The organism is Streptomyces sp. NPDC056738 (assembly GCF_042790435.1).
GTDB lineage: Bacteria > Actinomycetota > Actinomycetes > Streptomycetales > Streptomycetaceae > Streptomyces.
Window position 1 is genome coordinate 183,329 of record NZ_JBHTZF010000014.1, and the last position, 12,539, is coordinate 195,867.

Consider the following 12,539-nt stretch of genomic DNA (forward strand, 5'->3'; position numbering starts at 1 on the left):
GCCCCCTCGTTGGCGCGGGGGGGGGGGGGGGGGGGGGTGGGCCCGCCCGCCGGCGGGGTGTGCCCCCCCCGGGGGGGGGGGGCGCGCCCCCCCCCCCCCCGCGGGCGGGGTCCTGCGCGACCGATCGGGGCCCCGGCGTCGCCGGTCCCCTGTCGTCGGAGGTGGCCCGGGACCGGGCCCCGGGACACCGTCCGCGTGATCGGCTGCGCGGCGGGCCGTTCGGGGCCTGACCGGGACCGCCCCCTACGCCACCGCGTGGCGCAGCTTCGCCGCGATGGCGGCCAGCGTCTCCGTCGCCCGGCGTTGCAGTCCGGGGCCGAACGTGACGCGTGTGGCGCCCAGTTCACCCAGTTCGGCGGGGGACACCCCGTCGAGCCGGGCGAACACGTTCAGCGGCCCCTGGATCCCGGACCGCAGCAGCGGCAGCACCGGCGTCGGGGCGCCGATCGGATACACGCAGTCCGCTCCCGCCGCGGCGTAGAGCGCGGCGCGCTCGACGGCCTGTCCGGGGTCGCCGTCGCCGTACGCGAAGACGTCGACCCGGGCGTTGACGAAGAGCCGGCCGGCCGCCGCGCCGCACACCTCGGCCAGCCAGTCGGCGTGCCGGGCCGCGTCCTTGAGGACCCCGCCCTCGGAGTCCTCGAGGTTGCAGCCCACCGCCCCCGCCTCCAGCAGCCGCTCCACCAGCTCCCGTGGCGCCAGCCCGTAGCCGCCCTCGACATCGGCCGACACCGGCACGTCGACCGCGCGGGCGATCCGGGCGACGGCGGCGAACATCTCCGCGGCCGGTGTCTCCCCGTCCGCGTACCCCAGCGAAGCGGCCACCCCGGCGCTGGGCGTGGCGAGCGCCGGGAACCCCTCGTCGGCGAACACCCTGGCGCTCGCCGCGTCCCAGGGCCCGGGCAGCACCAGCGGATCGCCCGGCATCCGCCCGTGGTGCAGCGCCCGGAACCGCTCGGCCCCGCCGGGCGCCGCGTGCTCCCCGCCCGTGGCCGCCCCGATCGTCACTTGTGCCCGCCCGGCCGGTAGTGGCCGGGCACCATGCGGCAGGTCACGGCGAACCGGTTCCAGGCGTTGATCATCGTGATCGAGGCGATGAGCTGGACCAGGTCGGCGTCCTCGAAGTGCCGGGCCGCGCGCTCGTACACCTCGTCCGGCACGAACCCGTCGGTGATCACCGTGACGGCCTCGGTCAGTTCGATCGCCGCGATCTCCTTCTCCGTGTAGAAGTGCCGCGACTCCTCCCACGCGGCGAGCTGCACGATCCGCTCGACGCTCTCGCCCGCCGCGAGCGCGTCCTTGGTGTGCATGTCCAGGCAGAACGCGCAGTGGTTGAGCTGCGAGGCGCGGATCTTCACCAGTTCGAGGAGCGTGGGGTCCACCCCGCGCCGGGCCGCCGCGTCGAGCCGGACCATCGCCTTGTAGACGTCGGGGGCGAGCTCGGCCCAGTGCAGCCGGGGTGTGTGCTCGGGCGCGTACCGCGCGGTGCCGTCGGCGGGCGGGGCGGACGCCGGGGAGGGGGAGCCGGCGGGGGTCGTGAGGGGCTGCGTGGTCGTGTCCTGCGTCGTCATGCGATCGACCCTACGAGGGGAGTAGCCCAGGAGTATGGTCCATTCCCATGGGGAAAACATGGGCCAATCTGGGCGTCGACCTCCATGTCGAGCCGACCGGGTCCGGCATCCGCAAGGGGCTCACGGAGGCGCTGCGCGAGGCCGTCCGCGGCGGCCGGCTGGCCCCCGGGACCCGGCTCCCGTCCTCCCGCTCCCTCGCCGCCGACCTCGGCATCGCCCGCAACACGGTCGCCGAGTCCTACGCCGACCTCGTCGCCGAGGGCTGGCTCACCGCACGCCAGGGCTCCGGCACGCACGTCGCCGAGCGGAGCGTCGTACGACCCGGGCCGCAGGCGCCGCCGCGCCGCCGCGAACAGGCCCGCCCCGCCTACGACCTCGTCCCCGGCCGCCCCGACCTCGCGTCCTTCCCGCGCGCCGCCTGGCTCAAGGCGGCCCGCCGTGCCCTGGCCCGCGCCCCGCACGAGGCCTTCGGCTACGGCGATCCGCGCGGCCGCCCCGAACTGCGCGCCGCCCTCGCGGGCTATCTCTCCCGCGCCCGGGGTGTGCGCGCCGACCCGGAGCGCATCTTGATCTGTTCCGGCTTCTCGGACGGCCTCACGCTGCTCGGCGTGATCCTGCGCCGGCGGGGGCTCCGCTCGGTCGCCGTGGAGTCGTACGGGCTGGACGTGCACTGGAATCTCCTGCACCGGTCGGGCCTGCGCACGACCGCGCTGCCGTTCGACGAACTCGGCACCGATACCGGCGACATGACGGGGGTGCGAGCCGTACTCCTCACCCCCGCCCACCAGTTCCCGATGGGCGTGCCGCTGCACCCGGAGCGCCGGGCCGCCGTCGTCGCCTGGGCGCGCCGCACCGGAGGGCTGGTCCTGGACGACGACTACGACGGCGAGTTCCGCTACGACCGGCAGCCCGTCGGCGCGCTCCAGGGACTCGACCCCGAGCACGTGGTCCATCTGGGCACCGCCAGCAAGTCCCTGGCGCCCGCGCTGCGCCTCGGCTGGCTCGTCCTGCCGCCGTCGCTCGTGGACGAGGTCGTCTCCCTGAAGGGGGAGGGCGGCTGGTCCACCGGGGCGCTCGACCAGCTCACCCTGGCGGAGTTCATCACCTCCGGGGCCTACGACCGGCACGTCCGCTCGGCCCGGCTGCGCTACCGGCGCCGCCGGGACGCCCTCGTCGCGGCGCTCGCCACCCGGGCTCCCGACGTGCGTGCCACCGGCATCGCGGCCGGGCTGCACGCCGTGCTCCGGCTCCCGCCCGGCACCGAGGGGTCCGTGGTCCAGGCCGCCGCCTTCCAGGGCCTGGCCGTGCACGGCCTCTCCCGCCACCGCCATCCGGACGCGCTCGTCCCGCACCAGGACGCGCTGGTCGTGGGGTACGGCACCCCGCCGGACCACGCCTGGTCGGGCGCGCTGGAGGCACTGTGCCGGGCGCTTCCCTGAAGGGGCCGCGTGCCCGGGCGGGTTCACCGGCGGGCACGGGAGCCCGCGCGGTTCACCGCGGCGCCGGCGAGGTTCAGTCAGGCGTTGGCGTCGGTGTCGGCGTGGACGGGTCCGTGGCCGGTGCCTCGCCGAACCGCGCCAGCGCCAGAGCGCCCGCCACCGCCACCGCGAAGCCGAGCACCGCCAGCCAGGTCAGCCCCTCGCGGGTGCGGTCGCCCAGCCACACCACCCCGACCAGCGCGGGCCCGATGGTCTCGCCGATGACCAGACCGGCGGTGGCCGTGGTCACCGAGCCCCGTTCCAGGGCCGTGGTGAGCAGCAGGAACGCGGCGCCGCCACCGATCAGCAGCGCGTACGTCGCCGGATTGGCCAGCAGGGTCCCCGGATCGAGGTCGGCGATCAGCCGCACCGCCACCTCGACCACCCCGAACCCGAATCCCGACCCGAGACCCAGCGCGAGCGCCCGCCCCCGGTCGGGCAGCCGCCCGCCGACGAGCGCCAGTACCAGGACGGCCACGGACGTCCCGAGCATCGCGTACTTCAGTGCCAGGGACCCGGTCCGGTCCCCCTCCGGTCCGGAGGCCAGCCCGAGCATCGCGAGTCCGCCGCACACCACCGCCACCGCGGCCCACTCGACCCGGCTCAGCCGCACATGGAGCAGCCGTGAGGCGACCACGGCGGTGACGGCCAGGCTCGCCGCGAGGGCCGCGCCGACCGCGTAGATCGGAAGCGAGCGCAGGGCCAGGATCTGGAGTACGAACCCGACCCCGTCGAGGCCCAGTCCCGCCAGGTAGCGCCACTGGCGCAGCGCCCGCAGCAGCAGGACGGCCGCGCCGCCGGCTCCGCCGCCCGTCCCGCCCTCGCCCGCGGCCCGCGCGGCCATGGCCTGCAGAACCGTCGCCGTACCGAAGCAGACCGAGGCGCCGAGGGCGCAGATCATTCCAAAGAGCACGAAGCGACTGTAGGGGACGGCGCTTTACCCGGGGGCCGTCGTGGACTCGCCGGGCGTGGGATCTCTAATCTGTCCTCTTCGATCAAAAGACGAACCACAGAGAACAAACGGGGGAACGAACATGGCAGACGTACGGCGTCAACTGCGCTCGGGCACGGTCGTCCTCGGCGGCATGGGACTTCTGGCGGCGACCCTCACCGCCTGCTCCTCGGACCCCGACAAGCGCTGCGTCGACCGCGACAGCTACAACGCGGCCAAGGGCTACGAGGTCGTCGCGGACAAGTACTGCAAGTCGTCCTCGGGTTCGTACCACACCGGCTGGTACTACGGCGGCAGCAAGAAGAGCGGTCGGGTCGAGGGCGGCTCCTTCGTCAAGCCCAGCGGCGGCGGTTCCGGGGGTTCGGGCGGCAGCGGCGTCCACCGCGGCGGTTTCGGCGGCGGCAAGGGCGGCTCCGGCGGCTGATCCGCGCCCGCCCGCCGGAGCGAGACCTCCGGGACCCGACCCACCCGCCGAGCCGGAGAACGCACGCACCCCATGGAACGCCGCACCATCACCCCCCGCCCCGGCTGGCAGCAGACCGTCGAGCGGCAGGGGCTGATCTACCCGCTCACCCGTCACCCCGACGACTCCCTGCGCCCCTACTGGGACGAGAGCGCCCACTACGTCTTCTCGCTGCCCGAGGTGGAGGCGCTGGAGGAGGTCGTCGAGGAACTGCACGCCATGTGCCTGACGGCGGCCGGGCACATCGTCGAGCACGGACGGTTCGCCGACCTCGGCATCGACGACCCCCGCGTCGTGGCGGCCGTCGCCGAGGCCTGGCACCGGCGCGGCGAACTCCCCTCGGTCTACGGCCGCTTCGACCTGCGCTACGACGGAACGGGCCCGGCGAAGCTCCTGGAGTACAACGCCGACACGCCGACCTCGCTGGTGGAGGCCGCGAGCCCGCAGTGGTTCTGGATGGAGGACCGCTTCCCCGGCGCCGACCAGTGGAACTCCCTCCACGAACGCCTCGTCGCGGCCTGGAAGAAGCAGGGCGCCCTCCTGCCGCCGGGCGGCCCGCTCTACTTCGCGCACTCCGCCGAGGACGAACTCGGCGAGGACCTGATGACGGTCGCCTACCTGAAGGAGACCGCCGAGCAGGCGGGACTCGCCACGGACTGGATCTCCATGGAGGAGATCGGCTGGGACCCCCTGTCCGGCCGCTTCGTCGACAACCGGCTCGCGTTCATCCGGAGCTGCTTCAAGCTCTACCCCTGGGAGTGGCTGACCACCGACGCGTTCGCCGGCCACGTCCTGGACACCCTCGACAACGGCGGCGGCACCGGCACGACCCTGTGGATCGAGCCCGCCTGGAAGATGCTCCTGTCCAACAAGGCGCTCCTCGCCGTCCTCTGGGAGCTCTACCCGGACCACCCGAACCTGCTCCCCGCCTACCTCGACGGCCCCCGCGAGCTCGCCCGCACGAACGGCTACGTCGCCAAGCCCCTGCTCGGCCGCGAGGGCGCCGGGGTGACGGTCCACGAGCCCGGCGCCGCTCCCGTCGTACGCGAAGAGGCCTGCTGCTACCAGGAACTGGCGCCGCTCCCGTCCTTCGACGGCAACCGTGTCGTCCTCGGCGCCTGGGTCGTCGAGGACGAGTCGGCGGGCCTCGGCATCCGGGAGTCCTCCGGCCTGATCACCGACGAGTACGCCCGCTTCCTGCCGCACGTGATCCTCTAGGCCGCGCACGGGCGTCCGGGTCCGGGGCCCCATCGGTCCTCCCGGGCCCGGGCCCTACGCGCCGAGCACGGCCCTGAGCTGGGCCAGGCCCCAGTCCAGGTCCTCCTCCGTGATGACCAGCGGCGGGGCGATCCGGACGGTGACCCCGTGGGTGTCCTTGACGAGGACACCCCGCTCCATCAGCTTCTCGGAGATCTCCCGGCCCGTGCCGTACGCGGGGGCGATGTCGACGCCCGCCCACAGACCGCGCCCGCGCACCGCCGTGACCTGACCGGAGTCCTTCAGCAGGCCCAGTTCACGGTGCAGCCGCTCGCCGAGCCGGGCCGCCCGCTCCTGGTACTCGCCCGACCGCAGCATCGCGATCACCTCCAGCGCGACCGCGCACGCCAGCGGATTCCCGCCGAAGGTCGACCCGTGCTCCCCGGGCCGGAACACCCCCAGCACCTCCGCGCTCGACACCACCGCCGACACCGGCACCACCCCGCCGCCGAGCGCCTTCCCGAGGACGTACATGTCCGGCACCACACCCTCGTGCTCGCACGCGAACGTACGGCCGGTCCGCCCGAGGCCCGACTGGATCTCGTCCGCGACGAACAGCACGTTCCGCTCCCGCGTCAGCTCCCGCACGGCCGGCAGATAACCGGCCGGCGGCACCAGCACCCCCGCCTCGCCCTGGATCGGCTCCAGCAGCACCGCCACCGTGTTCTCCGTGACCGCCGCCCGCAGGGCCGTCAGGTCCCCGTACGGCACGATCTCGAAGCCCGGTGTGTACGGGCCGAAGTCCGCGCGCGCCTCCGGGTCCGTGGAGAAGCTGATGACCGTCGTCGTACGCCCGTGGAAGTTGTTGCCCGCGACCACGATCTTCGCCATCTCGGCCGGGACGCCCTTGACCCGGTACCCCCACTTCCGGGCCGTCTTCACCGCCGTCTCCACCGCCTCCGCACCGGTGTTCATCGGCAGCACCATCTCCATGCCGCACAGCGCGGCCAGTTCCCGGCAGAAGTCCGCGAACCGGTCGTGGTGGAAGGCCCGCGACGTCAGCGTCACCCGGTCCAGTTGCGCCTTGGCCGCCTCGATCAGCCGCCGGTTGCCGTGGCCGAAGTTCAGCGCCGAGTATCCGGCCAGCATGTCGAGGAAGCGGCGCCCCTCGACGTCCGTCATCCAGGCCCCGTCCGCCGTCGCCACGACGACCGGCAGCGGGTGGTAGTTGTGCGCGCTGTGCGCGTCGGCCGAGGCGATGAACGCCTCCGTCGTCTCCCTGGCATCCATGGTGGTCACGGGATCTCCGTTCGCGCGAGGGCGGGCTTGTGGCCTCTTTCCTATCGTCGCTCGCATGGTGGACGAGGGACCCCGGTGATCCGGCGCGCCCGGTAGGCTGACGGACGGGGCCGTGACTGGCGCGCTGGGATGGGACCGACCATCGGGGAGCGGCACCCGCGCTGAGGCTTTCCCGGGGCGATCCCGGACCTCCGGACGGAGCGGCAGGCCGTCCCGAGGGGCCCGGAATCTCCGGGCGAGGAGTCGCGGCAACCGAGTGCCGTGCGCCTGGGCCGACCCGTGAACGCTGAAAGCAACGTCCGGAGGCCGTCATGCCAGAGCCCCTTTCCACCGAGTCCACCGCCTTCCGCAGCGCCCTCGACGTGATCCGGGCCGTGGAGCCCCGCGTCGCCGACGCCATCGGCCAGGAGGTCGCCGACCAGCGCGACATGCTGAAGCTGATCGCGTCCGAGAACTACGCCTCCCCGGCCACGCTGCTGGCCATGGGCAACTGGTTCAGCGACAAGTACGCCGAGGGCACCGTCGGCCGCCGCTTCTACGCCGGCTGCCGCAACGTCGACACCGTCGAGGCCCTCGCCGCCGAGCACGCGCGCGAACTGTTCGGCGCCGAGCACGCCTACGCCCAGCCGCACTCCGGCATCGACGCGAACCTCGTCGCCTTCTGGGCCGTCCTCGCCGCCCGCGTGGAGGCCCCGGCGCTCGCCAAGGCCGGCGTCCGCAACGTCAACGACCTCTCCGAGGCCGACTGGGCCGAACTGCGCCAGGCCTTCGGCAATCAGCGCATGCTCGGCATGTCCCTGGACGCCGGCGGCCACCTCACGCACGGCTTCAGGCCCAACATCAGCGGCAAGATGTTCGACCAGCGCTCGTACGGCACCGACCCCGCCACCGGCCTCATCGACTACGAGGCCCTGCGCGTCTCCGCCCGCGAGTTCAAGCCGCTCATCATCGTCGCCGGCTACTCCGCCTACCCCCGCCTGGTGAACTTCCGGATCATGCGGGAGATCGCCGACGAGGTCGGCGCCACGCTCATGGTCGACATGGCGCACTTCGCCGGCCTCGTCGCGGGCAAGGTCCTCACCGGCGACTTCGACCCGGTCCCGCACGCCCAGATCGTCACCACCACCACGCACAAGTCGCTCCGCGGCCCGCGCGGCGGCATGGTCCTGTGCGACGAGACCCTCGCCGAGCAGGTCGACCGCGGCTGCCCGATGGTGCTCGGCGGTCCGCTGCCCCACGTCATGGCCGCCAAGGCCGTCGCGCTCGCCGAGGCCCGCCGCCCCGAGTTCCGCGACTACGCCCAGGCCGTCGTCGACAACTCCCGCGCCCTGGCCGAGGGCCTGATGCGCCGCGGCGCCACCCTGGTCACCGGCGGCACCGACAACCACCTGAACCTCATCGACGTCGCCTCCTCCTACGGCCTGACGGGCCGCCAGGCGGAGTCCGCGCTGCTCGACTCGGGCATCGTCACCAACCGCAACGCCATCCCCGCCGACCCGAACGGCGCCTGGTACACCTCCGGCATCCGCATCGGCACCCCCGCCCTGACCACCCGTGGGCTCGGCGCCACCGAGATGGACGAGATCGCCGGTCTGATCGACCGGGTCCTGACCGCCGCCGAGGCGGGCACCACCGCCAAGGGCGCGCCCTCCAAGGCCCAGCACGTGCTGGACGCGAAGATCTCCGACGAGATCGCCCACCGGGCGAGCGACCTGCTCACCGGCTTCCCGCTCTACCCGGAGATCGACCTCGGCTGACGCACCGCGCCGTACCGGGGCCGGATCCTTCCGGCCCCGGTACGCGGGCGACACGGCTCAGACCTTGACCAGCTCCTGGCGCGGTTCCGGCAGCGGCTCGGCGTTCGCGGTGTCCGCGGCGCTCCCGGCGTTCACCTGCCGGACCTTCGCGCGGCGGACGAACCACGTGGCGCCGGCGCCGATGGCCAGGCCCGCCACGAGTCCGGGCAGCGCCCAGGCGGCCGGGTCCGGCTCCACCCGTGCGCTGGACGCGACGGCCCCGGACCCGGAGCCGAACAGTCTTCCCTCCTGCGTGAGCTGGCCGAGCACCGACAGCGGCGCCCGGTGCCAGCGGAAGTCGCCGCCCACCAGGTCGGGAGCCAGATCCGACCGCACCCACGGCTCGCCGTCCGCGGTGAGGAACACCTGGTCCTGGCGCTCGATGGCGACGTCACCTCCGGCACCCGTGACGCCCCAGATCACCGTGACCTCAGGAACGGGAAGGCGGCCGTCCGCCCACTCGGCGGGCGTCTTCTTCGGCCCCTCGTACCGGGGGGACAGCAGCCGCCACAGCCGTCCGAAATCCGGATCGCCGCTGTGCAGGGTGGTCGTCCGTCCCGTGTCACCGGCGACGGTCAGGACGATGTCCGGGCTGTCGCCCACGGTGCCCTGCGTGGCGTAGTCCGCGCTCTCCCGGACCGCCGACGCGACCATCGGCGTGTTCGCCGGGGGGCCGGCCAGGGCGGCCGGTGCCGCCGACACGACCACCGCGGCGGTCGCCCCCAACGCCCCCACCACCGTGACCACTTCACGCAGCCCGCGCATGGAACCCCCAACCGGCCGGCGCTGAGCCGGCCCGCACACCGTTGTGCCGATTTCCGGGTGCGCCCACGGACCCGCCGGGGGTTCCCCACGACGGCGACGTCCGAGCGGCGCTCCGCCCTGCCGAAACCGGCTACATGGGCGGACCGGCATTGTTAAGCGCCCGTGACGCCGAAAGCACCCCCTCCAGGCGGAACGTCACCTCACCGTTGCACTTGCATGACAGCGCGTGTTCGAATCCCGCTCAGGTGAGCGAAACGGTCACCGTCTGTGCCGATGGACCGGAGGGCCGGAGCGCGCGCATCCCGGAACCGCGCCACCGGACGACCCGTGCCCCCGACTCTTTCCGGCCAGTTCCGGAGCGGGCCCCGGTACCTGAGAGAATGGTGAACATGGCCTCTGACAGTCCTCGCGTGCTCTCCGGAATCCAGCCCACGGCAGGCTCGTTCCACCTCGGCAACTACCTGGGCGCCGTCCGCCAGTGGGTGGCGCTCCAGGAGTCCCACGACGCGTTCTACATGGTCGTCGACCTGCACGCGATCACGATTCCGCAGGACCCCGCGGACCTGCGCGCCAACACCCGGCTCGCCGCGGCGCAGCTCCTGGCCGCCGGTCTCGACCCCGAGCGCTGCACGCTCTTCGTCCAGAGCCACGTCCCCGAGCACGCGCAGCTCGCCTGGGTCATGAACTGCCTCACCGGCTTCGGCGAGGCCTCCCGGATGACCCAGTTCAAGGACAAGTCCGCCAAGCAGGGCGCCGACCGCGCGAGCGTCGGCCTGTTCACGTACCCGGTCCTCCAGGTGGCGGACATCCTGCTGTACCAGGCCCATGAGGTCCCGGTCGGCGAGGACCAGCGCCAGCACATCGAGCTGACCCGCGACCTCGCGGAGCGCTTCAACGGCCGCTTCGGCGACACGTTCCGGATCCCGAAGCCGTACATCCTCAAGGAGACGGCGAAGATCTTCGATCTCCAGGACCCGTCGATCAAGATGAGCAAGTCGGCGTCGACGCCGAAGGGGCTCATCAATCTGCTCGACGACCCGAAGGTGACCGCCAAGAAGGTCAAGAGCGCCGTCACGGACACGGACACCGTCATCCGCTACGACGCGGTGGACAAGCCGGGCGTCAGCAACCTCCTCACCATCTACTCCACCCTCACCGGCACGTCGATCGCCGCGCTGGAGCAGGAGTACGAGGGCAAGATGTACGGCGCGCTGAAGACGGACCTCGCCGAGGTCATGGTCGACTTCGTGACGCCGTTCCGGGAGCGCACCCAGCAGTATCTGGACGACCCCGAGACGCTCGACTCGATCCTGGCCAAGGGTGCCGAGAAGGCGCGCGCCGTCGCCGCGGAGACGCTGTCCCAGGCGTACGAGCGGGTCGGGTTCCTGCCCGCCAAGCACTGACGGCCCGGGCTGCCGCCGTGAGGGGGCCGTGCCCCGGCCCCGCGGCGGAGGCCCGGCCTCTACCACACCACCTTCGGCAGTCAGTACGAGACGAGCGCGACACTCCTGCGACGGCCGATTGCGGGTCATACCGCCGTACAGTCGAGAGCGGGGCGGGGCGGAGCGATCGCCCCCTCCCGCGCGCAGTACCACCGAACAGCCCTGACCATCGACAACGACAGGAGACGACGTGGGGACCGTAACGATCGGCGTGTCGATCGCGGTCCCGGAGCCTCACGGCAGCCTGCTCCAGGAGCGGCGCGCGGGCTTCGGCGACCCCGCGGCTTGCTGCATTCCCACGCACGTCACCCTGCTGCCGCCGACCGAGGTCGAGGAGTCCGCGCTGCCCGCGATCGAGACACACCTCGTCGAGGTCGCGGCCGCCGGCCGCCCGTTCCCGATGCGGCTGTCCGGCACGGGCACCTTCCGCCCCCTGTCACCGGTCGTGTTCGTCCGCGTCGCCGAGGGCGCCGAGGCCTGCACCTGGCTCCAGGGCCGGGTCAGGGACGCCTCGGGCCCCGTCGCCCGCGAGCTGCAGTTCCCGTACCACCCGCATGTCACCGTGGCGCACGGCATCGACGAGGCCGCCATGGACCACGCCTTCGAGGCGCTCTCCGACTACGAGGCCGCGTGGCCCTGCACCGGGTTCGCGCTCTACGAGCAGGGCGCCGACGGCGTGTGGCGCAAGCTCCGCGAGTTCGCCTTCGGCAGCTCCGTGGTGCCCCCGCAGGCCACCTCGCCCGAGCGGGACACCACGCTCCCCGCGCTCTGACCCGCTCCACGGGCGGGTCGGACACGTCCTAGACCGGCAGCCGCCTGAACACCGCCCGCGGGGTGTGCCGCAGTGCCGACATGACCATCCGGAGCGCCCCCGGCACCCACACCGTCTCGGAGCGGCGCCGCAGCCCCAGCTCGATCGCCGCGGCCACCGCCTCCGGAGTGGTCGACAGCGGGACCTCGGGCAGATGGGCCGTCATCCGCGTACGGACGAATCCGGGGCGGACCACCATGACGTGCGCGCCGGTGCCGTGCAGGGCGTCCCCCAGGCCCTGCGCGAAGGCGTCGAGACCCGCCTTGCTGGAGCCGTAGATGAAGTTCGAGCGGCGGGCGCGTTCGCCCGCGACGGAGGACAGCACCACCAGCGAACCGTGCCCCTGCGTCTGCAGCGCCCGCGCGCACACCAGACCCGAGGACACCGCGCCCGTGTAGTTCGTCTGCGCGACGCGGACGGCCGCGACCGGCTCCTTCTCGTCCAGGGCCTGGTCGCCGAGCACCCCGAACGCCATCAGCACCATGTCGATGTCGCCCTCGGCGAACACCTTGCCGAGCACCGCCTCGTGGGACTCGGGATCGAGGGCGTCGAAGGCGAGGGTGCGGACGTCCGCGCCGAGTCCGCGCAGCCGCCCGGCCGCCTCCTCCAGCGCGGGCGTCGGCCGTCCGGCGAGCCACACCGTGCGGGTGCGCCGGGTGATCATCCGGCGCGCGGTGGCCAGCGCGATCTCGGACGTGCCGCCGAGCACCAGCAGGGACTGGGGGAATCCGAAGGCGTCCTTCATGACAGCTAGCTCCTAGAGAC

Annotated in this window: 12 protein-coding genes; 6 read left to right on the forward strand and 6 right to left on the reverse strand. The window is 73.2% G+C overall.

Annotated elements, in window-relative coordinates; translation table 11 throughout:
* Window positions 1–243 precede the first annotated feature (243 nt).
* Both ACFRIC_RS32410 and ACFRIC_RS32415 read right to left on the reverse strand, forming a co-directional pair.
* A complete protein-coding gene (locus ACFRIC_RS32410; RefSeq protein WP_382793205.1) occupies window positions 244–1,008 on the reverse strand; it encodes an isocitrate lyase/phosphoenolpyruvate mutase family protein in 765 nt (254 codons plus the stop codon).
* The gene (locus ACFRIC_RS32415; RefSeq protein ID WP_382793208.1) at window positions 1,005–1,571 is read right to left on the reverse strand and encodes a carboxymuconolactone decarboxylase family protein; all 567 of its coding nucleotides are present in this window, start codon (window positions 1,569–1,571) and stop codon (window positions 1,005–1,007) included. Before ACFRIC_RS32415 ends, ACFRIC_RS32410 begins: the two co-directional genes overlap by 4 nt.
* 47 nt (window positions 1,572–1,618) lie before the next feature.
* Between ACFRIC_RS32415 and ACFRIC_RS32420 the strand changes: the two genes are divergently transcribed.
* Window positions 1,619–3,010 carry a PLP-dependent aminotransferase family protein gene (locus ACFRIC_RS32420; RefSeq protein ID WP_382793211.1) on the forward strand — a complete coding sequence of 464 codons (1,392 nt, stop codon included), beginning with the start codon at window positions 1,619–1,621 and terminating at the stop codon, window positions 3,008–3,010.
* A 73-nt stretch (window positions 3,011–3,083) separates the two neighbouring features.
* On the opposite strand, the gene ACFRIC_RS32425 is transcribed toward ACFRIC_RS32420, so the two are convergent.
* Window positions 3,084–3,950, reverse strand: coding sequence for a hypothetical protein (locus tag ACFRIC_RS32425; protein WP_382793510.1), 867 nt, complete (start codon window positions 3,948–3,950; stop codon window positions 3,084–3,086).
* Window positions 3,951–4,083: 133 nt separating this feature from the next.
* Between ACFRIC_RS32425 and ACFRIC_RS32430 the strand changes: the two genes are divergently transcribed.
* A complete protein-coding gene (locus tag ACFRIC_RS32430; RefSeq protein WP_382793214.1) occupies window positions 4,084–4,425 on the forward strand; it encodes a hypothetical protein in 342 nt (113 codons plus the stop codon).
* Between the two features lie 72 nt (window positions 4,426–4,497).
* Window positions 4,498–5,682 (forward strand): glutathionylspermidine synthase family protein, encoded by a 1,185-nt coding sequence (locus tag ACFRIC_RS32435; protein ID WP_382793216.1) that lies wholly within the window; start codon window positions 4,498–4,500, stop codon window positions 5,680–5,682.
* Between the two features lie 54 nt (window positions 5,683–5,736).
* Here ACFRIC_RS32435 and rocD read toward each other — a convergent pair whose 3' ends face one another.
* Window positions 5,737–6,951 (reverse strand): ornithine--oxo-acid transaminase, encoded by a 1,215-nt coding sequence (gene rocD / locus ACFRIC_RS32440; RefSeq protein ID WP_382793512.1) that lies wholly within the window; start codon window positions 6,949–6,951, stop codon window positions 5,737–5,739.
* Between the two features lie 320 nt (window positions 6,952–7,271).
* On the opposite strand from rocD, the gene ACFRIC_RS32445 reads away from it, so the two are divergent.
* A complete protein-coding gene (locus ACFRIC_RS32445; protein ID WP_382793219.1) occupies window positions 7,272–8,717 on the forward strand; it encodes a glycine hydroxymethyltransferase in 1,446 nt (481 codons plus the stop codon).
* A gap of 57 nt (window positions 8,718–8,774) precedes the next feature.
* Here ACFRIC_RS32445 and ACFRIC_RS32450 read toward each other — a convergent pair whose 3' ends face one another.
* Window positions 8,775–9,521: a hypothetical protein gene (locus ACFRIC_RS32450; protein WP_382793222.1), complete on the reverse strand. Its 747-nt coding sequence runs from the start codon at window positions 9,519–9,521 to the stop codon at window positions 8,775–8,777.
* A gap of 389 nt (window positions 9,522–9,910) precedes the next feature.
* Here ACFRIC_RS32450 and trpS point away from each other — a divergent pair, with 389 nt between their 5' ends.
* Together trpS and ACFRIC_RS32460 are read left to right on the forward strand one after the other, a co-directional pair.
* A complete protein-coding gene (gene trpS, locus ACFRIC_RS32455) occupies window positions 9,911–10,924 on the forward strand; it encodes a tryptophan--tRNA ligase (RefSeq protein ID WP_382793225.1) in 1,014 nt (337 codons plus the stop codon).
* 229 nt (window positions 10,925–11,153) lie between these two features.
* Window positions 11,154–11,735: a 2'-5' RNA ligase family protein gene (locus ACFRIC_RS32460; RefSeq protein WP_382793227.1), complete on the forward strand. Its 582-nt coding sequence runs from the start codon at window positions 11,154–11,156 to the stop codon at window positions 11,733–11,735.
* 28 nt (window positions 11,736–11,763) lie between these two features.
* Here ACFRIC_RS32460 and ACFRIC_RS32465 read toward each other — a convergent pair whose 3' ends face one another.
* Complete coding sequence (locus tag ACFRIC_RS32465; protein ID WP_382793229.1) at window positions 11,764–12,519, reverse strand: decaprenylphospho-beta-D-erythro-pentofuranosid-2-ulose 2-reductase; 756 nt, start codon at window positions 12,517–12,519, stop codon at window positions 11,764–11,766.
* Between the last annotated feature and the right edge of the window lie 20 nt (window positions 12,520–12,539).